Annotated in this window: 15 protein-coding genes; 9 read left to right on the top strand and 6 right to left on the bottom strand. The window is 59.3% G+C overall.

All coding sequences use genetic code 11. The features are described 5' to 3' along the window. Positions 1–65 precede the first annotated feature (65 nt). Together AB5Z14_RS09050 and AB5Z14_RS09055 are read right to left on the bottom strand one after the other, a co-directional pair. The gene (locus tag AB5Z14_RS09050; RefSeq protein ID WP_260699342.1) at positions 66–1,079 is read right to left on the bottom strand and encodes a polyprenyl synthetase family protein; all 1,014 of its coding nucleotides are present in this window, start codon (positions 1,077–1,079) and stop codon (positions 66–68) included. 125 nt (positions 1,080–1,204) lie between these two features. Then, positions 1,205–3,655 carry a PTS transporter subunit EIIC gene (locus tag AB5Z14_RS09055; RefSeq protein ID WP_368131134.1) on the bottom strand — a complete coding sequence of 817 codons (2,451 nt, stop codon included), beginning with the start codon at positions 3,653–3,655 and terminating at the stop codon, positions 1,205–1,207. A 229-nt stretch (positions 3,656–3,884) separates the two neighbouring features. Between AB5Z14_RS09055 and AB5Z14_RS09060 the strand changes: the two genes are divergently transcribed. The 5 genes from AB5Z14_RS09060 to AB5Z14_RS09080 all read left to right on the top strand — a co-directional run bounded on the left by AB5Z14_RS09060 (position 3,885) and on the right by AB5Z14_RS09080 (position 9,276). After that, the gene (locus AB5Z14_RS09060; protein WP_035137765.1) at positions 3,885–4,604 is read left to right on the top strand and encodes a GntR family transcriptional regulator; all 720 of its coding nucleotides are present in this window, start codon (positions 3,885–3,887) and stop codon (positions 4,602–4,604) included. A gap of 306 nt (positions 4,605–4,910) precedes the next feature. Next, positions 4,911–6,227 (top strand): ABC transporter substrate-binding protein, encoded by a 1,317-nt coding sequence (locus AB5Z14_RS09065; protein ID WP_006235863.1) that lies wholly within the window; start codon positions 4,911–4,913, stop codon positions 6,225–6,227. 87 nt (positions 6,228–6,314) lie between these two features. Beyond that, on the top strand, positions 6,315–7,169 hold the full coding sequence (locus AB5Z14_RS09070; RefSeq protein ID WP_006235864.1) for a carbohydrate ABC transporter permease: 855 nt from the start codon (positions 6,315–6,317) through the stop codon (positions 7,167–7,169). Further along, positions 7,169–8,008 carry a carbohydrate ABC transporter permease gene (locus tag AB5Z14_RS09075; RefSeq protein WP_022095055.1) on the top strand — a complete coding sequence of 280 codons (840 nt, stop codon included), beginning with the start codon at positions 7,169–7,171 and terminating at the stop codon, positions 8,006–8,008. Before AB5Z14_RS09070 ends, AB5Z14_RS09075 begins: the two co-directional genes overlap by 1 nt. A 68-nt stretch (positions 8,009–8,076) precedes the next feature. Next, positions 8,077–9,276, top strand: coding sequence for an ABC transporter ATP-binding protein (locus AB5Z14_RS09080; protein ID WP_035137764.1), 1,200 nt, complete (start codon positions 8,077–8,079; stop codon positions 9,274–9,276). A 373-nt stretch (positions 9,277–9,649) separates the two neighbouring features. Here the strand turns inward: AB5Z14_RS09080 and glgP are convergent, their stop codons facing one another. From glgP to galE, 3 genes are all read right to left on the bottom strand, one after another. Beyond that, positions 9,650–11,917 (bottom strand): glycogen/starch/alpha-glucan family phosphorylase, encoded by a 2,268-nt coding sequence (gene glgP / locus AB5Z14_RS09085; RefSeq protein WP_368131135.1) that lies wholly within the window; start codon positions 11,915–11,917, stop codon positions 9,650–9,652. Between the two features lie 125 nt (positions 11,918–12,042). After that, a complete protein-coding gene (gene malQ / locus AB5Z14_RS09090; RefSeq protein WP_368131136.1) occupies positions 12,043–13,560 on the bottom strand; it encodes a 4-alpha-glucanotransferase in 1,518 nt (505 codons plus the stop codon). 208 nt (positions 13,561–13,768) lie between these two features. Continuing rightward, complete coding sequence (galE, locus tag AB5Z14_RS09095) at positions 13,769–14,830, bottom strand: UDP-glucose 4-epimerase GalE (protein ID WP_006235870.1); 1,062 nt, start codon at positions 14,828–14,830, stop codon at positions 13,769–13,771. A gap of 266 nt (positions 14,831–15,096) precedes the next feature. Here galE and AB5Z14_RS09100 point away from each other — a divergent pair, with 266 nt between their 5' ends. Further along, positions 15,097–16,302 (top strand): coiled-coil domain-containing protein, encoded by a 1,206-nt coding sequence (locus AB5Z14_RS09100; protein ID WP_368131137.1) that lies wholly within the window; start codon positions 15,097–15,099, stop codon positions 16,300–16,302. Between the two features lie 228 nt (positions 16,303–16,530). On the opposite strand, the gene murB is transcribed toward AB5Z14_RS09100, so the two are convergent. After that, positions 16,531–17,493, bottom strand: coding sequence for a UDP-N-acetylmuramate dehydrogenase (murB, locus tag AB5Z14_RS09105; protein ID WP_368131138.1), 963 nt, complete (start codon positions 17,491–17,493; stop codon positions 16,531–16,533). 240 nt (positions 17,494–17,733) lie between these two features. Here murB and AB5Z14_RS09110 point away from each other — a divergent pair, with 240 nt between their 5' ends. The 3 genes from AB5Z14_RS09110 (at position 17,734) to AB5Z14_RS09120 (ending at position 22,756) form a co-directional block, all read left to right on the top strand. Then, a complete protein-coding gene (locus AB5Z14_RS09110) occupies positions 17,734–18,762 on the top strand; it encodes a LacI family DNA-binding transcriptional regulator (protein WP_346964185.1) in 1,029 nt (342 codons plus the stop codon). Between the two features lie 204 nt (positions 18,763–18,966). Next, positions 18,967–21,495 (top strand): phosphoketolase family protein, encoded by a 2,529-nt coding sequence (locus tag AB5Z14_RS09115; protein ID WP_368131139.1) that lies wholly within the window; start codon positions 18,967–18,969, stop codon positions 21,493–21,495. Positions 21,496–21,817: 322 nt separating this feature from the next. Beyond that, complete coding sequence (locus AB5Z14_RS09120; protein ID WP_368131140.1) at positions 21,818–22,756, top strand: AEC family transporter; 939 nt, start codon at positions 21,818–21,820, stop codon at positions 22,754–22,756. The last annotated feature ends 102 nt before the right edge of the window (positions 22,757–22,858 follow it).

The raw sequence follows: 22,858 nt of genomic DNA on the forward strand, positions 1-22,858 counted from the left end.
AACATGCACTCAACAGTGTAGCAAGTTGTGCCTAAATACGCTGCTGACAGGTTTTATAACCCCCGTTAGTTAAGACGCTCCACAAAGAAATCTGCCATGGAGAGGAACAGCTCGCGTGCGTGCGGATCAAGCTCAACGTTCTCGATGGCCGCTTTGGCCTTAGCGGTCAGGTCGAGCGCGTAAGTGTGGGCGTAATCGATGGAGCCGGTCTCCTGGAAGATCTCCACGGCGCGTGCGAGCTGCGCGGGATCATCGGTGCCCGAGGAAAGAATCGCCTCGACCTCGTCGTGGTGGCGCTCATCAGAGAGGGCGTGTACGGCGACAAGCGTGCGCTTGCCCTCGGTGATGTCGGTGCGGAAGTCCTTGTTGGCGGCTTCCTTAGTGCCGACAAGGTTGAGCAGGTCGTCCTGAATCTGAAAGGCAAGGCCTGTGTGCAGGCCAAAGGCGCGCAGCGCTTCGATTTGCTCATCGCTGCCGCCGCCGATAATGGCTCCGGCGGCAAGCGGCGTGGCTCCGCTGTAAAACGCGGTCTTGTGCGTCGCCATGTCCAGGTAGTCATCAACCGAGATATCAAAGCGCCCGTCACGGACCCAACCCAGGTCGAGTGCTTGACCCTCAATGGTGCGGACGATCATCTCGGTAAGCTCGTGGAGCACGCGCAGCTTCACGTCGGACTCCAGCGTAGGGTCGTCGAGAACCGTCTTGGTGACCATGGTGAGCGCCAGGTCGCCACAATTGATGGCAAGGCCCGTGCCCTCGGTAAGGTGCATGCAGGGCTTGCCTCGACGAAGCTGTCCGTTGTCGGCGATGTCGTCGTGGATCAGCGCGCCCGACTGGAAATGCTCGATGGCTGCCGCGGCGCTGCGGGCGCTCTCAAAGCTACCGCCCACTGCGGTTGCGGCGAGCATGCAGATAAGCGGGCGGTGGCGCTTGCCGGCGTTGGCCGTAAAAGCCGAGAGCGGCGCGTACAGGTAGCGCTCGATATCGGCAGAGGTCGCCTGTCCGTCAAAGAACGTGGCCAGATAGTCGTTAATCTGGTCAAAGTGTTGGGCTAAAAAGCTGGTAAACGGACTGGACACGGGTTCTCGCATTCTTTCTGAGGTTGCATTGGTGCAATATGCAGACAACATATTGCCACATCAGGGCGTTTGGCGCGGCAGTTTTGGCGATTTAGGACAACGGGCGTGCGTTTGATGGAGCGCGCCTAAATCAGCCTAAAATGCTCGAGCGCCGCAACGACACCGTCGTGATCGACGGTGTCGGTCACGTAATCGGCCTTATCCTTGAGATAGTCCGGTGCATTGCCCATGGCGATACCGACATCGACGGCGTTCATCAGCGAGACGTCATTGCTGGCGTCGCCGATGCCGTATACGGTTCCGTGGTGGGGATCGAGGGCGTCGAGTACAGACTGGATGCCCCCGCGCTTCGTGCATTCGCGGGGCGAGATTTCGGTTACCTCGAGTTCGAGCTCATTAAAGCACAGCAGCGGCTCAAGTGCCTTATCTTGAGCGATGTGGTTGGCGAGCGATGTAGACATCAAGATCTTGTAGACACTGTAATGTTGCAGCTGCGTGACTGCGTCGCCCAGGGTGCGCGCGTATCCGGGAGCATCGGGCGCATCGGCACTCATGCGCACGACGCCGTTGAGGCCCTCAAAGCGGATGACCTCGCCCGATTGCTCAAGGTAGGGGGCAAGACGCTGCAGCATACTGGGCGTCATCGACAGATCGCGAATTGCGTGTCCGTTGATCTCGGCGTAACCGCCCGCAAGACAGACGATGCCGGTCCAGGGCAGCTCAAGAAGTTTGGGGTGGATGCAGCTCAGGGTGCGTCCCGTGCAGATAAAGGCCATGTTGCCGTTGGCGACAAACTCGCGGATTGCCTGCGAAACCGCCTCGTTGGGATAGGGGGAGAGGTCCCGCTCGTCTTCGGGAAGGTCTTGGGCGAGCCTGGGGTCTTGCCAGGCGAGCGTTCCGTCGATATCGAAGAAGCAAATAGCGCCGCGCTTATGGGCTGCGCTGGCGGCAGGGGAGGCCGAGGTGGTGGGCACAAATTCCGGCTCGAGGCCCATGATCTGGTCAAAATGCTCTTTAACGCGGGGAACGGAGATGCCGATGACCACCTGGGCGGTCTTGCCCGTAATGATGAGGCCCTTGGCGCCCACCGCGACAAACGACGCGTTATCTGCAACGATGGAAGGGTCTGCGACCTCGACGCGCAGGCGCGTGGCGCAGTTGGTTGCGCCCACGATATTGCCAACGCCACCTAAAAGCTGAATTACCCGCTCAGCGAGGACGTGATCTTGATCGGATCGACTATCGACCTCGTCATTGGGGGATTGCTCTTTGGCAAAGTCGCTTCCCGTTAAACAATCGATTGCCGCGCGATTGGCAACATGATCCTCGCGGCCCGGTGTCTTAAGGTCATAGACCAAGATGAGTGCTCGAAAACTAACAAAAAAGATGAGGCTAAAGGCAAGGCCGATACCGAGCGCCAAAAGATAGGCACCGGCATGCGTGCGCATGAGCGGAATAAAGTTGAAGGCTGCCATCTCCATCAGGCCGCCCGAGAAGATGCCGACGATGCCAAAGAGATTCATGGTTGTGGCAAGGCAAGACGATAAGACGGCGTAGAGCAAAAAGAGCCCGGGGTGGGTGAACATAAAGAGAAACTCGAGTGGCTCGGTAACGCCGCAAACCACCGAGGCGATGATGGCGGGAGCAAGGATGACCCTGAGGCCGGCACGGCGCTCGGGTTTTGCGGTGGAGTAGAACGCAGCTGCGATGGCAGGAAGGCCAAAGAGCTTGACCCAGCCGGTGGCGGTAAAACCGGCCCACGGCGCAAGTTCATTAAGGGGGCGCGTGCTATGGGAGAGGATGGGGAGCAAACTGCTCCACGTGGCGTAGATGCCGTCGTTAATGACCAGGTTGTCGTAGTAGATCGGCATGTAGAGCAGGTGGTGCAGGCCAAAGGGCTCGAGTGCTCGTTCTAAAAAGACAAAGATGCCCACGCCAAAGGGACCGATGCCTGCAAGCGCGTGACGCAGCGTATCAGTTACATCGTATACGTAGGGCACGATGGCGGCCGAGATAGCGGCAAGGGCAAACACGGCAAAAAAGCTGATGAGGTAGACCAGCGAGGAGCCCGAGAAGGTGCCGAGCCAATCGGGAATTTTGGCATCGTAGAAGCGGTCATGGATGGCGACGACGGTTGCCGATACCGCCAGCGGGCCGATAATGCCGGTGTCGAGCGTCTTGATGCCGTCGATGACGGTGATACCGCTGGCGGAGGTCAAAGATGACGGGTACTCAAGTCCAAGGTTGTCTCCGCTCAGCTTAATGATCTCGCTCAAAAAGAAGCAGTAGGCAAAATAGGCGACGAGAGCCTCGAGGCAGCAACGAGCCGGTTGTTTTTGGGCAAGACCGATGGGCAGCGCTACGGCAAAAAGGAGCGGGAGGCGTTTAAAGACCGTCCACGAGCCGCGCTGGATGATAGCCCAGAAAACGTACCAAGGGGTTCCGTATACGGCGAGATCGCCGACGATGTCCGCAGTCGTTGCGAGAGCGGAGACGCCGACCATGAGGCCTGATATAGAAAACAGCATGGCGGGCGCGAACATTGCCCCGCCAAAGCGTTGGATTTTTTGCAGCATGTTCTGCCTTCCGAATATCGAGGCGCGTTGCGCGTGGGGAAACGTTTAAACAATGGATTCATTGTAGAGGACCAGACGATTGTCGTACCGGCAGTTTTGAGCGAAACCGATTTGGGCATGACAGAAACCGTCAACGGTTAAATCCTGTCGCTTTACCGATATTCGGTTTAAACAACTTTAAGAAATGCTATCGTGCCTAGCCGGAAATGAATAATGTAGAGGTGAAACAATGCCAAAAGCGATATACGAAGGAATCTACCGAGAAATACGCTCGCGCATCATTAATGGGACCTATGCGTTTCAGGAGATGCTGCCAACCGAAGCCGAGCTGACCGCGGAGTTCGGATGCACTCGCAATACCGTCCGTCGCGCCTTGGGTATGCTGGCCGACGGGATGTTTGTGCAGCCTATACACGGCAAGGGCGTGCGCGTTATTTGGCTTAAGGGCGAAACCGACATGTTGGGCGCACTCGAAGAGGTTGAGTCGTTTGGCGAGTTTGCAAAGCGCAACAATGCCGTTGCATCGACGGACGTTAAGTCTTTCGAACATCTGGTTTGCACCGAGCAACTCTCTCGTCACCTGGGCTTTAAGGTGGGCGAGGAGTTGATTCGCGTAGTGCGTGTCCGAAGCCTCAACGGCAACGCGCGCCAAGTGGACCATGGCTATTTTTTGGCGTCGATCGCCAAGGGCCTGACTCCCGAGATCGCGGCAGATTCTATTTACGGCTATCTGGAGCACAAGCGCGGTGTCAAAGTGATGGCGAGCCGTCGTACGGTGAGTGTCGAGCTCGCCAACGATGAGGACTGCAGCTATCTTGACCTCGGCAAATATAACTGCGTTGCCGTCATGGAGAGTCAGTCGTACACCTCGGATGGCATCTTGTTTGAGGTGACGCACACTCGCACACACCCCGAGATCTTCCATTACCGCGTCAATTCCAAGCGATAGCCGGCTAGCTCGCAGCCTGACGAGACTCATGGCCTCAAAGAGAAAACGCCCGGTCAAACCGACGGTACATCGGCTTGACCGGGCGTTTTCTCTGCATTAGATAACAAATAATTGTTTATACAAAACTTGTCAAGTATCAAGTTGAAATTACCGTTCACCGAAGTTTTTCTACCGCTCTAGTAATACTTGTTCAAACAACTAGCCAAATGGCGTATCGTTCAAATCAGCAAAAGGGGCAAAGTCCCCGAGCCAATCTCCGAAGGCGGCGGCAAAGGGTGCCGCCACGGTGTGAAAGGGTGGATTGTAATGAAGAACGAAATGAGCAGAAGGCAGTTCCTGGGCTTTGCTGGTTCCGCGGCTGCAGTTCTTGGTCTGGGCCTCGTGGGTTGCGGTGGTTCTGCCGGCTCCGGCTCCTCTGCTTCTGGTGACGCTGCCGAGGTCTACTTCCTCCAATTCAAGCCCGAGGTCGACAAGGAGTGGAAGGAGATCGCCAAGGCCTATAAGAAGGAGAAGGGCGTCGAGGTCAAGATCGTGACCGCCGCTTCCAACACCTACGAGGAGAAGCTTAAGTCCGAGATGTCCAAGAGCTCCGCTCCGACCCTGTTCCAGGTCAACGGCCCCACCGGTCTTAAGAACTGGAAGGATTACTGCGCCGACCTGTCCGATACCAAGCTCCGCGGTGAGCTCATTGACGACTCCCTGGCTCTGCAGTCCGACGGCAAGGATGTGTGCATCGACTGGGTCCAGGAGAGCTTCGGCATCATCTACAACAAGCAGCTGCTCGAGAAGGCTGGCTACAAGGCCGAGGACATCAACTCCTTCGACAAGCTGAAGGCTTGTGCCGACGACATCCAGGCCCGCAAGGACGAGCTTGGTGTCGAGGGTGCCTTCACTTCCGCCGGCATGGACGACTCCTCCAGCTGGCGCTACACCACCCACCTTGCCAACATGCCGCTCTACTACGAGTTTGAGAAGGAGCACAACCAGGAGGACGACGAGATCAAGGGTGAGTTCCTCGACAACTACAAGCAGATCTTCGACCTGTACATCACCGACTCCACCTGCGATCCTTCGCAGCTTGCTTCCAAGACCGGCGACGACGCCACCAACGAGTTCGCAACCGGCAAGGCCGTCTTCTACCAGAACGGCTCTTGGGCCTACTCTGACCTCGTCAAGGCCGGCATGACCGACGATCAGATTGGCATGATGCCGATCTACATCGGTGTTGACGGCGAGGAGAACCAGGGCCTGTGCTCCGGCGGCGAGAACTACTGGTGCGTCAGTTCCCAGGCTTCCGAGGATGCCCAGAAGGCCACCGAGGACTTCATGTATTGGTGCGTCACCGCTGACACCCCGACCAGCATCATCGCCGACAAGATGGGCCTGACCGCTCCGTTCAAGAGCGCCAAGGAGACCACCAACGTCTTCTCGCAGCAGGCCGTTGCCATGGCCAAGGACGGCAAGAAGACCGTCGCTTGGGACTTCGTCTACATTCCCTCCGAGGAGTGGAAGAAGAACCTCAAGCAGGCTCTGATTGCCTACGCTGCCGATAACAGCAAGTGGGACGGCGTCAAGAACGCCTTCGTCGATGGCTGGAAGACCGAGAAGGCCGCTTCCGAGTAAGCAGTTGCTGCCCAAGCTATCTGATTAGCGACAGGGGGCGGGCAGACGTTGGTTTGCCCGCCCCCTGCATATTGAAAGGACCCTTTTATGGGCAAAGCACTCAAGCGCTGGTGGCCGCTCTTTATGCTGCCCACGTGCCTGGCGTTTATGATCGGGTTCGTGATCCCTTTTATCCAGGGCTTCTATCTCTCGTTCTGCCAGTTTATTATCATTAGTAACGCGCACTTTGTCGGTATCGAGAACTACGTGCGCGCGCTGTCCGATCCGCAGTTCTCCACGTCGTTCTTCTTTACCGTGGCGTTTGCCTTCCTGTCGACGGTGCTCATCAACGTGATCGCCCTGGCCATTGCGCAGGCGCTCACCCGCAAGGCGCTCAAAGGCACCAACATCTTCCGTACGATCTTCTTTATGCCTAACCTGATCGGCGGCATCGTGCTGGGCTACATTTGGCAGATTCTGATCAACTGCCTGCTCTCCAACGTGGGCGCCCAGCTCATCGCTCTTAACTCTGCTGCTGGCTTCTGGGGCCTTATCATCCTGACCCTGTGGCAGCAGGTCGGCTACATGATGATCATCTACATCGCTGGTCTGCAGTCCATTCCGTCCGACTACATCGAGGCCGCCAAGGTCGACGGCGCTACGGCATGGCAGACGTTTTGGAAGGTTAAGATCCCTAACCTGATGCCGACCATCACCATCTGCCTGTTCCTGTCCATCACCAACGGCTTTAAGCTGTTCGACCAGAACCTCGCCCTTACCGGCGGCGCCCCCGCGCACTCCACCGAGATGCTCGCCCTGAACATCTACAACACGTTCTATTCGCGTGCCGGTATCGCATGGCAGGGCATTGGTCAGGCCAAGGCGGTTATCTTCTGCATCCTGGTCGTGGCCATCTCCATGATCCAGCTTAAGGCCACGAGGTCCAAGGAGGTGCAGCAGTAATGAAACGCGATAAGGTTATCAACCGCGCGCTCTCGATTTTCTTTACGATCCTGTCGCTCGCGTGGATCTACCCCGTGTTCATGATTGCGCTTAATTCTTTTAAGAAAGCGACCGCAATCAGCACCACCACGGCATTCGATCTGCTCACGCCCGAGACGTTCAACGGCCTCGCAAACTACATGCACGCCCTTAACGAGCAGGGCTTTGCCTCGGCATTTATGTACTCGCTCATCATCACGGTCACGTCGGTCGTGCTGATCTTGGTGTGCTGCTCCATGTGCGCTTGGTACGTGGTTCGTGTCAACAACAAGATCTCGAACTTCTTCTATTACCTGTTCGTGTTCTCGATGGTCGTGCCGTTCCAGATGCTCATGTTCACGCTGTCCAATTTGGCGGACCGCATCGGCTTTAACACGCCGTTCAACATCTGCTTTATCTATCTGGGCTTTGGCGCGGGCCTGGCGGTCTTTATGTTCGCCGGTTTTGTAAAGAACATCCCGCTCGAGATCGAGGAGGCGGCCATGATTGATGGCTGCAACCCGGTCCAGGTGTTCTTTAAGATCGTCCTTCCCATCATGAAGCCCACCTATCTTTCGGTCGGCATCCTCGAGACCATGTGGGTCTGGAACGACTATCTGCTGCCCTACCTTACGCTCGACTCCACCAAGTACAAGACCATTCCTATCTTGATCCAGTACTTCCGCGGCGGCTACGGCCACGTCGAGCTCGGCCCCATGATGGCCTGCATCATGATGGTCGTTATCCCCATCGTTATCATGTACATCCTCTGTCAGAAGTACATCATCGACGGCGTGGTGGCAGGTGCCGTCAAGGGCTAATGCCGTAACTGTTTTGCAAGTTTCTGCGGCGCCCCTCAGCGCGGCGCCGCATATCGAAAGGTAGAGACATGGCCGAGATCGTTCTCAAACATGTTCAGAAGGTGTATCCCAACAACGAGTCAAAAAAGAAAGGCTTCTTTGGCAAAAAGAAGAAGACCGAGGAGAAGAAGCACAACCTCAAGGTTACCGAGGACGGTGTGCTCGCTGTAGAGGACTTCAACCTCACCGTTCACGACCAGGAGTTCGTCGTCCTCGTTGGCCCCTCTGGCTGCGGTAAGTCCACGACGATGCGCATGGTCGCCGGCCTGGAGGACATTACCTCGGGCGATGTGCTCATCGACGGCAAGCGTGTCAACGACGTGGCGCCCAAGGACCGCGACATCGCCATGGTGTTCCAGAGCTACGCTCTGTACCCCAATATGACGGTGTACGAGAACATGGCATTTACGCTCGAGCTCAAGAAGGTTCCCAAGGACGAGATCGACCGCAAGGTTCGCTCTGCTGCCGAGATTCTGGGCATTACCGAGTACCTCGACCGTAAGCCCAAGGCGCTCTCCGGCGGCCAGCGCCAGCGTGTCGCTATCGGCCGCGCCATCGTGCGTGACCCCAAGGTCTTCCTGATGGACGAGCCGCTGTCCAACCTGGACGCCAAGCTTCGTAACCAGATGCGTGCCGAGCTCATTAAGCTGCGCCACGAGATCAAGGGCACGTTCATTTATGTTACTCACGACCAGACCGAGGCCATGACCCTTGGCGACCGTATCGTGGTCATGAAGGACGGCGTCGTCCAGCAGATCGCCACGCCGCAGGAGGTCTTCAACCATCCCGCGAACATCTTCGTCGCCGGCTTCATCGGCGTGCCGCAGATGAACTTCTTCGATGCCCAGCTGGTGCGCTCGGGCAACGGCTTTACCGTCAAGACCGAGGATATGAACGTGGCGCTCGCCCCCGAGACTTGCGCTCAGCTTGCCCTCAACTGGGACGGCGGCGACGTGAAGGAGATTACGGCCGGCGTGCGTCCCGAGCAGATCCTGCTTGCCGACAAGGGCGAGGAGGGCGCGCTCCAGGGTACCGTCGAGGTGACCGAGCTCATGGGCTCGACCGAGCATGTCCACGTGACCGCTCCCGACGGCCAGTTTGTCCTGATTATCCCCGTCGTCGACCTCGAGGCCAAGGGCGCGCTCAAGGCTGGCGACACCATCTGGTTCAAGTTCGAGAAGAACGCGACCCACCTCTTCGATAAGGTCTCTGGCAAGAACCTTATCTAGGCCCGGTGCATCCAGGCCCTCCCTTTGGGCGGCTGCGGTATTGCCATCCTTTTGCCGCGGTCACATATAAGGCTCCCCTCCCGTCCACTGGGCGAGAGGGGAGCCTTTCTTTGTGTTGGGACCGTTCATCTGTCAGTTTGTCTTGATCTGTAACAGGAGGAGGGCCAAATTGGGTCTACCTGTTACAGATCGAGATGAATTTAACGGAGGAATCTGTTTGTCTTGATCTATAACAGGTAGACCCAATTATGTCGGCTAGATGTTACAGGTCGAGATTTTTGGTCGAGGCAGGCCACGGGCAACACAGGGACACAAAAAACGGAGTCGCGTTGCCACGGCTCCGTTTCTCAAGAGGATGGGTAAGGGAAGCGAATTAGCCCAGGTGCCAAATCTCGTCGTTGTACTGGGAGATCGTGCGGTCGGACGAGAAGGTGCCGGCGTTGGCGATGTTGATCAGCGCCTTGCGCAACCAAGCACCCTGGTCCTCGTAGTCAGCTAGCACGCGCTCCTTGGTCTGGATGTACTCCTCAATGTCGAGCAGGGCCATAAACCAGTCCTTGCCCTTAATGTCGTCGTGCAGGCGCTGCAGGCGCTCGGCGTTGCCGGTCGCCATAAAGGCGGGGTTGGTGATGAAGTCCACCAGCAGTTTAATGCCGGGCTTGCGGTAGAGCGCACCGGCGTCATAGGCGCCGTCGGCGTAGAGCTGCTCGACCTGTTTGGACGAGGCACCAAAGGTATAGATGTTCTCGTCGCCCACGAGCTCGGCAATCTCCACGTTGGCACCGTCGAGCGTGCACAGGGTTAGGGCGCCGTTGAGCATGAACTTCATGTTGGAGGTGCCGCTCGCCTCCTTGGAGGCCAGGCTGATCTGCTCGGAGATGTCAGCGGCGGGGATCACGCGCTCGGCGGCGGTGACGTTGTAGTTCTCGATCATGACGACCTGCAGGTAGGGAGCCACGTCGGGGTCGTTTGCAATCCACTGCGACAGCGTCAAGATCAGATGGATGATGTCCTGCGCGATAGTGTAGGCAGGCGCCGCCTTGCCGCCAAAGATGATGGTGACGGGGTGCTTAGGCCTGTTGCCGTTCTTGATATCGAGGTACTTCCAGATGATGTAGAGCGCGAGCATCTGCTGGCGCTTGTACTCGTGGATGCGCTTGACCTGGACGTCGATGATGGCGTTGGAGGGAATGGTCACGCCCTGCTCGAGCGCCATGAACTGGCGCATGATGGCCCTGGCCTCGACCTTGGTGGCGGCCAGGCGCTCAAGAACGTCCTTGTCGTCGGCGAACTTGGCGAGTTTGCTCAGATCGCCGGTGCTGCGCCAGTCGGTGCCGATCACATCGTCGAGCAGGCTGGCGAGCGCGGGGTTGGCCCCATGGATCCAGCGGCGGAAGGTGATGCCGTTGGTCTTGTTGGAGAACTTCTTGGGATAGATTTCGTAGAACGGATGAAGCTCGGTGTCCTCCAGGATCTTGGTGTGGAGGGCGGCTACGCCGTTGATGGAGAAGCCAAAGTGGATGTCCATGTGGGCCATGTGGACGGTGTCGTGCTCGTCGATGATGGCGACGCGCGGGTCATCGTGCTCGGCTTTCGCGATCTCATCGAGCTTGACGATAATGTCGGCGATGGCAGGGGAGACCTTCTGCAGGCTGGCGAGCGGCCACTTCTCGAGCGCCTCGGCAAGAATCGTGTGGTTAGTGTAGGCGACCATGGAGCGTACGATGGTCACGGCCTCGTCAAACTCGATGCCATGCTCGGTGGTGAGCAAGCGAATGAGCTCGGGGATGACCATGGTGGGGTGCGTGTCGTTAATTTGGACCACGGCATAGTCGGCCAGATCGTGCAGGTTGCTGCCGCGCTCGACGGCCTCGTCGATCAGGAGCTGGGCGGCGTTGCTCACCATGAAGTACTCCTGATAGATGCGAAGTAGGCGGCCCTGCTCGTCGGAATCGTCGGGGTAGAGGAACAAGGTGAGGTTCTTGGCGATCTCGGTCTTGTCGAAGTCGATGGAGCTGCCGGGGACCAGGCCGTCGTCGACGCTCGCCAGGTCGAACAGGCGCAGGCGGTTCTTGGTGGGCTGGCCGTAACCGGGCACATCGATGTTGACGAGCTTGGAAGTAACGGCAAAATTGCCGAACTCGACGGTGTAGGAGCGGTCATCGTCGACTAGGATGTCCTGCTCACCGAGCCACTCGTCGGGGACGGCCTTCTGCTGGTTGTCGACAAAGCGCTGACGGAACAGACCGTAGTGATAGTTGAGGCCCACGCCATCGCCGGTCAAGCCCAGCGTGGCGATGGAATCCAGGAAGCATGCGGCCAAGCGGCCCAGGCCGCCGTTGCCGAGTGACGGCTCGACCTCGAACTCCTCGATCTTGTTGAGGTCGTGGCCTGCGGCGGTGAGCTGGTCCTTAACCTCGTCGTAGATGCCGAGGTCGATCATATTGTTGATGAGCAGCTTGCCGATCAAAAATTCGGCGGAAATGTAATAGAGCTTTTTCTTGCCGTTGTTGAGCGGGCAGGCGGCGGAGCGCTCCTGCACGAGTTTGACCAGCAGCTTGTAAATGCGACGGTCGTCGAGCTGCTCGAGTGAGGTGCCAAAAGACTGCTCGGCGAGTTCCATGAGGTTAATTCGGGGCATGTTTTCTCCTGTGATGGGTTGTTTCATGTCTGCAATTCATAAGAAGCCCGCGCGAGGGGATTGGGGTGGCCTCGCGCGGGAAAAGCAAGCGCGTCCGCACGGTGGGGGGTCGGGCGCGGTAGCTCCTATTGAGGAAGCTCGATTTCGGCTTCCGATGGGATGCGGAAGTAGGTCTCGGTCCAGTCGGTGAGTTTGTGCTCAAGCTCGCGGGTGATGGCGCCGTCGAGCATGCGCCAGGTCCAGTTGCCGCCCAGCGTGGCAGGGGTGTTGATGCGCGCCTCGTTGCCCAAGTTGAGCAGATCCTGCATGGTGTAGATGCACGTGTCGCTCACGCTGGCGGCGATGGTGCGATTGAGTGCATCTGCCATGGGTTCGCCGGCCTGCTGATGGGTGTACAGGGCTGCCTGCTCGCGCTGACGCGGGGTGGCCGTTCCCTCAAACCAACCGCGCGCCGTCTCATTATCGTGGGTGCCCACATAGGCGACGGTGTTGGCGATGTAGTTATGCGGCAGGTAGTACGAGTTGGTACCCTCAAAGGCAAACTGCAGGATCTTCATGCCGGGGAAGCCCGAGTTGTCGCGCATGTCGATGACGCCGGGGGTGAGGAAGCCCAGGTCCTCGGCGATGATGGGCAGTGTGCCGAGCTTTTCCTCGAGCGTCTTGAAGAACTTAAGGCCGGGACCCTGCGTCCACGAACCGTAGGACGAATCGGGTGAGGAGAACGGCACCTCCCAATAGGCTTCGAAGCCGCGGAAGTGATCCAGGCGGATGACGTCGTACATGTCGAGGGCGGCGCGAATGCGGCCCTCCCACCAGGAGAAGCCGTCGGACTCCATGGCGTCCCAGTCGTAGATGGGGTTGCCCCAGTACTGGCCGGTGGCCGAGAACTGGTCGGGCGGCGTGCCGGCGACGCTCACGGGATTGCCGGCGGCGTCGATCTTAAAGAGCTCAGGCGTCGCCCACATCTCGACGGAGTCACGTGAGACATAGATGGGCAGGTCGCCGATGATGAGAATGTCGCGCTCGTTGGCATAGGCCTTGAGGCGGCTCCATTGGCGGTCGAAGAAATACTGCGTCATCTGGTGGTAGAGCATGCGCGCGGGATGGGCGGCGCAGACCTTGGCAGATGCTTCGCCGCGGGTGCGCAGTTCTGCGGGCCACTCCCAAAAGGCCTTGAGTCCGCACTCCTCTTTGACGGTCATGAACTCGCAGTAGGGGATGAGCCAGTCCTCGTTGGCCTGGATAAAGTCATCGAAATCGGCCGGCTTGTCGGCAGCAAAGCGCTCGGCGGCGCGGTCGAGAATCTGACGGCGGCCGCCAAAGATAGCACCGTAGTCGACATTGCTGGGGTCGGATCCCAGGTACACGCCATCGATATCGCGCTGCTCCAGATACCCTGCCTCGACAAGCTCGGCAAAGTCGATAAAGTTGGGGTTGCCTGCGCGGGCCGAGAACGACTGATAGGGCGAATCGCCATAGCTGGTCGTCGTAAGGGGCAGAATCTGCCAGTAATGTTGTTTGCACGAGGCGAGAAAATCGACGAAGTCGTAGGCATTCCAACCAAAGCCGCCGATTCCGTATGGTCCGGGCAGAGATGAGACGGGCATGAGGACGCCGCTTGCACGCTCCATGAATGCGCTCACCAACCTTCTTGTTGTGGGGTCGGCCTGCCGATGGGTGTGCAGTCCGCCTCCGATGTTCTGATTCGATACGCCTATTGTAAAACATGTTGTTTAAACATGTACAGGCAAGATAAAAAAGTTGGTCGATTTTCGGCGAATGGTTACATGCCATGAAAAAGCCCCGACCTCACAACGTGAGATCGGGGCAAGAGCGGTATGTAGGTTTTTGCTACTCGGCGTCGGCGAAGCCGTTGGGGTTGTGGCTCTGCCAGTTCCAGCTATCGCGGCACATGTCCGCGATGTCGTACTGGGCCTTCCAGCCCATCATGCGCTCGGCCTTGGAGGCATCGCACCAGTTGGCAGCGATGTCGCCGGCGCGGCGCTCGCGGATCACGTAGGGCAGCTCCTTGCCACAAGCCTTGGAGAAGGCGGCGACGACCTCGAGTACCGAGGTGCCGGTGCCGGTGCCCAGGTTAAAGATCTCGACGCCGGTTTTGCCGTTCATCCAGTTAAGGGCGGCAACGTGACCAGAGGCCAGATCGCACACGTGGATGTAGTCGCGCACGCCGGTGCCGTCGGGGGTGGGGTAGTCGTTGCCAAAGACTTGAACGGCCTCGAGCTTGCCCACGGCGACCTGGGCGACATAGGGCACCAGGTTGTTGGGGATGCCCTTGGGGTCCTCGCCGATCAGACCCGACGGATGGGCGCCGATGGGGTTGAAGTAACGGAGCAGCACGACGTCCCACTCGGGGTCGGCGGTGTGGACGTCCATAAGAATCTGCTCGATCATCCACTTGGTCCAACCATAGGGGTTGGTCGCGGGCTTCTTAGGATCCTCCTCGGTGACGGGCGGGTTGTCCGGGTCGCCGTAGACGGTCGAGGAGCTCGAAAAGATGATGGACTTGCAGCCATGGTTGCGCATGACGTCGATGAGCACCAGGGTGTTCTCGATGTTGTTGTGATAGTACTCGACGGGCTTGCTCACCGACTCGCCGACGGCCTTAAAACCGGCGAAGTGGATGACGCGGTCGATCTGATGGGTATCGAAGATCTTGTTCATTGCATCGCGGTCGAGCACGTTGGCCTCGTAGAAGGTGAGGTTCTTGGCGGCCTCGTCGCCCACGATGGTCTTGACGCGGTCGACGGCGACGGCGCTGGAGTTGGAGAGATCATCGACGATGACGACCTGGTAGCCACCCTCGAGCAGCTGAACGACGGTGTGCGAGCCGATAAAGCCGGCGCCACCGGTAACGAGGACGCAGGTGTCTTTGGGGTCGAGTGCTTTGGACATGTAGTCTCCTATCGAATCAGGAACACTTCTAGAGGGGAGTATAGCGCAGGCAGGGACGCCCAAATCGTGCGCTGTAGGAAAAGCAGAGGATTGTGCTAACGTACTCATAACTGAGTTTGCCCAATTGTTACCCCAACTTTACCAATTGCTTGCGAGCCGCCGACCTTGCCGTTTCCTGCCGTTCGTGGAAATCGTTGGGATGCGCGCGATGTACGCTAATATGTATGAATTGAGCGACATATAAATAAGCATGTAACGGAGTACATATGTCACCAAACAGCGATTCCATCCTCTCCCAGGAGCTCTCGCGTCGCGCTGCCCTCAAGGCCCTGTTCGGCGCTGCTTCGGCGGCAGTTCTTTTTGGCCTGCCCGCCCGCGCCCATGCGGCGGAGGCTTCCAAAGAGACCACCGATAAACTGAATGCCGCCCAGGCCCAGCTCGACGAGGTCCAGGCCCAGCTCGACAGCATCGCAAATGAGTATGCGGCGCTGGCAAACAAGAATGCCCAGACCCTTAACGATATCGAAGACGTCCAGGGCAAGATTGACGATACACAGGCTCAGATCGACACCAAGAAGGCCGAGCTCAAGAAGAAGCGTAACGACCTTTCCGATCGCGTGGCAGCCAGCTACAAGTCGGGCGGCACCAACATCTTGTCGCTGCTGCTGGCCTCTGGCTCGTTTGAAGAGCTCGTTGCCAATGCACACTACGTCGAGAAGATCAACAAGAGCGACCGCGACGCCATCGAGGACATTCAGACGATTCAGGCCGAGCTCGACGCGCAGAAGACCGAACTCGAGGCACAAAAGGCCGACCTGGAGAAACTCAAGGATCAGCAGACGGCCCAGATGCAGGATATGCAGGCCAAGCAGCAAGAGGTCCAGACCGTGCTGAACGGTCTTTCCGACGATGTCAAGGAGCTCATGGCCCAGCGTGATTCCGAGATCCTCGCTGCCGCCCAGGCCGAGGAGGCTGCCAGGAAGGCGGCTGCGGCTGCCGCAGCCTCTGCGAATACTGGTTCTTCTTCGGGCGGTTCGAGCTCGGGTGGCGGCTCGTATGCCGGTGGCACTCCGCAGCAGACGGGCGGCTCGGGCAAGCAGCAGGCTGTCGTCAACGCATGCTACTCCACGCCTTCGCCTGGTCAGGGCTGGTGCGCTGCTTGGGTTACCAACGTCTTCCGTAATGCCGGCGTGGGCTACTTTGGCGGCAACGCGTGCGACATGTTCAACGCCTGGTGCTACAGCTCCGATCGCTCGGCGCTGCAGGTTGGCATGATCGTGGCCGACTCCTCGCACAGCGGCACTGGTGCTCCGGGCCTGATCTACGGCCACGTGGGCATCTACGTTGGCGGCGGCATCGTTATGAGCAACGAGGGTGCCATTACGTCTAAGTCGCTTGATTCGTTTATTAGCTTCTACGGTACGGGCTCTGGCGTGCGCTGGGGCTGGCTTGGCGGCGTTGCGCTGTCGTAGCGGGGCTTAACGACCGTTGGTCCGCGGCTGTCCGAAAGGTATAAGGTTGCCTGCTCGGACAGTCCTGCTCGCACGGAGAGCACATTAAGTGCTCTCCGGCTCGTGCGGAACTCGCGATCAACCTTATACCTTTCGGACAGCCGCGGACCTCTCGGGTCCGGTGCGCTTCGCTCCGGACTGGGTTAGCTGAATAAATATGGCGAAGGCCCCTTTCGGGGCCTTCTTTTTTTAAATAAATTCGCCTACTCGGTGGACTTCGGGTTCGAGGTCTACGTCGAACTGCTGCTTTACCTCGGATTGGATGTGGCGGATGAGTTCGTCGACGTCGGCGGCGGTGGCGTGGTTGGCGTTGACGATGAAGCCGCAGTGCTTCTCGCTCACTTGGGCGCCGCCGATAGCGTGGCCGCGCAGGCCGGCGTCCATGATGAGCTTGCCAGCAAAATGGCCCTCGGGGCGCTTGAAGGTGGAGCCGGCGCTCGGCATGTCGAGCGGCTGCTTGTCCTCGCGGCGCTGGCGGTAGTCGTCCATGTCGGCCTTGATCATCGCGGCGTTGCCCGGGGCGAGGTTAAAGGTGGCAGAGAGCACGATAAAGCCGTCGTCGGCGATGCGGCTCTTGCGATAGCCCAGGTTAAGCTCGTCGACATCGAACTCAATGATATTGCCGCTGCCGCGGGTGCCGTCGTCGAGCGCGCGGGCGGGCTTATAGACGCGCACGGACTCCAAAACATCGGCCATGCAGGCGCCGTAGGCACCGGCGTTCATATAGCAGGCGCCGCCGACCGAGCCGGGGATGCCCGAGAGGGGCTCCATGCCGGTCAGGCAGGCTTCGGCGGCAGCCGCGGCGACATCGGAAAGCAGCGCGCCGGCTGCCGCCGTAACATGCGTGCCGTCGACGGTGATGTTAGAGAGGCCTTCGCCCAGCGCCACGACGACACCGCGGATGCCCTTGTCGCCGACGAGCAGGTCGGAGCCGTTGCCCACGATGGTGAGTGGCAGATCGCAGCGGTAGCAGGTATCGAGCGTGGCGACGAGTCCCTGCTCGGTGTCGGGCGTGACAAAGACGTCGGCCGGGCCGCCGATCTTGAACGTGGTGTGCTCGCGCATGGGCTCGCTCATGAGCACGTTGTCCTCGCCGGCAACGCCAGCGAGCGCGCAGAGCAGGTCCTCGTTAAAAAAGTCATTCTCGTGCATACGTATATCCGCCTTATGGTGGTCGTTTTCATCAATCGAATGCAATATACCCCACCCGGATGGATTTGGTGCAAAGCAACCTGACCCCAATGCATCACATAATGCAAAGGGGTCAGGTTGCTTTGCACCAATCGCGGCGATAAAACAGCCGTCTACCGGATTGGTAAAGCGTTTATCATCGAGGTAGATGGGCGGTCGCTATACTTTCAAGAGATTGCGCGTAAACCCGGAAGGAGCGAGATGGCCAACAAGGTAACCCTGAAGCAGATCGCCCAGGAGGTGGGGCTTTCCCCCTCGTCGGTCTCGCTTGTGCTCAACAATCGGCCCTGTCGCATCTCGGAAGAAAACCGCAAGCTCATCAAGGAGGTCGCGGCGCGCAACCACTATGTTCCCAACCAGATCGCGCGCAGCCTGGTCATGCGAGAGTCGCGCACGCTGGGCCTTATCGTTCCCAACATCGAGAGCCGATTTTTTGCCTCGCTCGCCGGCAGCCTGGAAAAGCGCTGCCGCGAGGACGGCTACGCGCTCTTTATTACCAGCTCGGGTGGAAGTGCCGAGGACGATCTGGAGCTCCTGCGCCAGCTGGTGACGCGCGGCGTCGATGGCGTCTTCCTAGTGGTGGGCGACGAGTTCTCTGATGACCGCGCTTTGCGCGAGGAAGTGAGTCACCTTCCCATCCCGGCCGTAATGGTCGACCGCGCAATCGAGGGACTCGAGTGCGATAAGGTGATGTTCGACCACGAGATGGGCGGCTACATGGCCACCCGCTATCTAATCGAACAGGGTCACCGTCGTATCGCCTGCCTGGTCAACGCGCGCCGGTCCAACACGGGCCGCAAGCGTCTCGCCGGCTACGAGCGTGCGCTGCGCGAGGTGGGGCTGCCCATCGATGCGCGCTTGGAGTTCGAGAGCGAGTATTACATCCCGAGTGCCTACGAGGCCTCGGAGGCGGTGCTCGCAACCGACGCCACCGCCGTGTTCGCAAGCTCGGACAACATTGCCCTCGGCCTGCTCAAGCGCCTGCACGAGATGGGGAAGAGCATTCCGGGCGATATCTCGGTCGTAAGCTATGACAACTCGGCGGCCGACGTTCTCTTTGAGCCAGCGCTGACGGCGATTGAGCAGGATCCGGGTGTGCTCGCCGAGCATGCTTTTGGCTGCATGTCCAAGCGGCTTGCCGGCAAGGGCGGCAGGCGTGCCGAAGAGGTGGTTTTGGAGCCTGTGCTCATCGTAAAGGACAGCGTGCTCGAGCTTACTAAACACAACTAAACACGTTTATCAATTCGTAGAGATCGATTGTGAAGTACCTGTGACAGGCAATGCCGCAGGTGAATGTCTCGTTTTGCCGATTCATAAGGCAAATAAGGATGATAAAACGTTTTTTCACCTTGATAAAACGTTTTAGCAAATATACTAGTCCCAACGAAAGGTTGCCGTATCGGAGGGTGACCGCGCAGCGAAGGGACATAAACAATGGCTAAAACACTGGGAACGCCGTGGCAAAAACTGGGACATGAGGTTCCGGCTTCCGAGCTCGAGGGTGTCGACCTGTATTGGCGTGCCTCGAACTATCTGTCCGTCGGCCAGATTTACCTTCGCTCCAACCCGCTGATGCGTGCTGACTTTGTCGACGAGAAGACCGGCGAGACGCGTGACTTCGGCCGTCCGGACGTTAAGCACCGCCTGGTCGGTCACTGGGGAACCACGCCCGGCATCAACTTCCTGTTCGGCCACGTCAACCGCCTCATCGCCGACCACAACCAGAACGCCATCTTCCTGATGGGTCCTGGCCACGGCGGTCCCGCCGGTACTGCCCAGTCGCTGCTCGACGGCACCTACCGCGAGATTCGCCCCGACATCACCGATGACGAGGCTGGCCTGCAGAAGTTCTTCCGCCAGTTCTCCTATCCCGGCGGCATTCCGAGCCACTTTGCGCCCGAGACGCCCGGTTCCATCCACGAGGGCGGCGAGCTCGGCTACACGCTCAGCCACGCCTATGGCGCCGTCATGGACAACCCGAGCCTGCTGGCCGTGGCCGTGGTGGGCGACGGCGAGTCCGAGACCGGTCCGCTCGCGACTTCTTGGCAGTCCAACAAGCTCGTGAACCCGGCAACCGACGGTATCGTTTTGCCGATCCTGCATCTCAACGGCTATAAGATCGCCAACCCCACTATCCTTGCCCGCGTGTCCGACGAAGAACTCACCAAGTTTTTTGAGGGCATGGGCTATAATCCGCACTTCTTTGTCGCCGGTTTTGACGACGAGAGCCATGCGAGCATCCACGAGCGCTTCGCCGCCCTGTTTGAAAAGGTCTTTGACGAGATCTGCGACATCAAGGCCACCGCTCAGGCCCAGGCCGCCGCGGGCGAGACCGTGGTCCGTCCGGCCTACCCCATGATCGTGTTCCGCACGCCCAAGGGCTGGACCTGCCCCAAGCAGATCGACGGCAAGAAGACCGAAGACTCCTGGCGCGCGCATCAGGTGCCGCTGGCGAGCGCCAAGGACACCCACGAGCACTTCCGCGTGCTGCGTGAGTGGTTGCGCTCCTACAAGCCCGAGGAGCTCTTTACGCCCGAGGGCCAGGTGCGCCCCGAGGTGACGGCCTTTATGCCGACCGGTGAGCTGCGCATCGGCGCCAACCCCAACGCAAACGGCGGTAAGGTCCGTCGCGAGCTTGAGCTGCCCGATATCCACGCCCACGAGATTCCCGTTGCCGAGAAGGGCCACGGCTGGGGCTCCACCGAGGCCGCCCGCGTCTTTGGTGAGTACACCGCCGATGTCTTGGCTAAGAACATGGACGACTTCCGCATCTTCGGTCCCGACGAGACCGCGTCCAACCGCCTGCAGGCTGCCTACAAGGTGACCAAAAAGCAGTGGGATGCCGGCTTCTACGAGGACGAGGCCAACGACGAGCTGCTGGCCGGCTCCGGCAAGGTCGTCGAGCAGCTGTCCGAGCACCAGTGCGAGGGCTTCCTCGAGGCTTACGTGCTCACCGGCCGCTCCGGCGTGTGGAGCTCCTACGAGAGCTTTGTCCATGTGGTCGATTCCATGGTCAATCAGCACTGCAAGTGGCTCGAGGCCACCAAGCGCGAGATTCCGTGGCGTGCCCCCATCAGCGGCCTCAACATTTTGCTGTCGAGCCACGTCTGGCGTCAGGACCACAACGGCTTCTCGCACCAGGACCCGGGCTTTATCGACCTGCTGCTCAACAAGGCCAACGATACGCATATCGTGAATGCCTACTATCCGGCTGACGCCAACATGGCCATTGCCGTGGCCGAGCGCGTCTACCAGTCCACCGATTGCGTCAACGCCATCTTCTGCGGCAAGCAGCCCGCCCCGACCTTCCAGACGGTCGACGAGGCCAAGGCGGAGCTCGCCGAGGGCGTCGCGACCTGGGAGTGGGCATCGACCGCCGATTCGCTCGCCGAGGCCGATGTCGTGGTCTCCACCTGCGGCGACGTGCCGACGCTCGAGGCCTTGGCCGCGACAGACATGCTGCGCGAGCTGGGCATCAAGGTGTGGTTCGTCAACGTGGTCGACCTGCTCAAGATCCAGAACGTCTGCGAGAACGACCAGGCCATCAGCGACGAGCGCTGGGCCGAGCTGTTCGGCTGCGGTGAGAAGCCCGTCCTCTTTGCCTTCCACGCCTATGCCGGCACGATTCGCCGCCTGATCTGGAGCCGCCCCGGCCACGACGCCTTCCGCGTCCACGGCTATGAGGAGAAGGGCTCCACGACCACGCCGTTCGACATGCTGCGCCTGAACAACATGGACCGCTGGGCCCTGGCCGCCGACGTGCTGCGCATGGTCGACGCCGACAAGTTTGCCGAGCAAATCAACGAGTGGGAGGCCTTCCGCACCGAGGCCTTCGAGTTCGCCTGCGACGAGGGCTACGATCACCCGACCTTCACCGACTGGGTCTGGCCTGACGCCGCTGCCGCAACCGCAGCCGACGGCGCGCTCTCCGCAACCCAAATGACCGCGGGCGACAACGAGTAAGTAGGCATCCGGGACGGCCTCGCGCTGGGGCCTTGCCCGGGAGGGTGACTTTGTCCGGGGAAGTGGGCTTCGCGAACTTCCCCGGACAAAGTCACCCTCCCGGGCAAGGCCCTCTCGACCGTTTCGATCTGCGGGGCTGAAAATTTTTAATGCAACGGTGACTTTGCTGATGCTGCCCTGGAGGCTGCGCATCTTTCTTTGGTCAGCTAGGATTGCATTGCCGGGGCCGGGGTGCCTGCTTTGTTTTGAGAAGTTCGCGGAACCCACTTCTCAAAACAAAGCAGGCACCCCGGCCCTCGTGGAATAGCTAAGAGGGGGATGGATGAGCTTTACGAGCGTGGCGTTGCAGATGGTGACGGTTTCTTTGCCGATCCTGTTGGGGTGGTGTATCTCCAAGCTGGGATTTATGAAGGCAGAGTTTGAGCGCGAGCTTTCGCGTTTGCTGCTGCAGGTGGCGTTGCCGTGCTTGGTGCTCTCGTCGGCGTTGGGCGATGATGTGCAGTTGCCGAGCGTTGCCGATACGTTTTCGCTCATGGGCTTGTCTGTCGTCATGTATGTTGTGGCGATTGTTATTGCTTTTGTTGTCACCGCCGCTCTTCGTGTGCCTAAGGGAACAGAGTGCTCGTATCGCTTTGCGGTGCTCTTTGGTAATGCCGGCTTTATCGGTTTTCCGGTTGTCCAGGCAGTGCTTGGTAAGCAGGCGTTGCTCTACGCATCGATTGCGCTCATCCCCCTCAACATATTTATGTTCACCGTCGGCGTCATGCTCTTTAGTGGCGCGCAGGGCGGTCTTAAGAAGCAACTGCGAAATCTGGCTGCTTGTTGCAAGAATCCCGGTCTCATCGCGAGCCTTGTCGTGCTCGTTATCGTGTTGACGGGTTGGACCGATTGGGGTGTGCTGGGCGATTCGATCTCCATCGTGGGCACCATGACCACCCCGGCGGCGCTGCTGCTCATGGGGTCGTCCATCGCCAAGTATCGTCCGCTCGACATGCTCACCAACTGGCGTGCCTATGTCGCCGTGGCGTTTCGCCTGGTTATCGTCCCGGTGGTGTGCCTTGCCGTGGCCCGCGTGTGGCCGGGCATGACGCCTATGTTTATCACGACGCTCGTACTCGAGATGGCCATGCCCGTGGGCAGCAACGGCACGCTGTACTGTCTCCAATACGGCAAGGACGCACGCCCCATGATGCAGTGCACCTTCCTGTCGATCATCTGCTCCATTTTGACAATCCCATTAGTAACGATGCTGTGTGTGTAGCATCCGGGACGGTCTCGCGCTGGGGCCCTGTCAGGCGGGGTGACTTTGTCCGGGGAAGTGGGCTTCGCGAACTTCCCCGGACAAAGTCACCCCGCCTGACAG

Origin of the sequence: Collinsella aerofaciens, assembly GCF_040910265.1 — a bacterium.
In the GTDB taxonomy this organism is placed as follows: Bacteria; Actinomycetota; Coriobacteriia; order Coriobacteriales; family Coriobacteriaceae; genus Collinsella; species Collinsella aerofaciens_BK.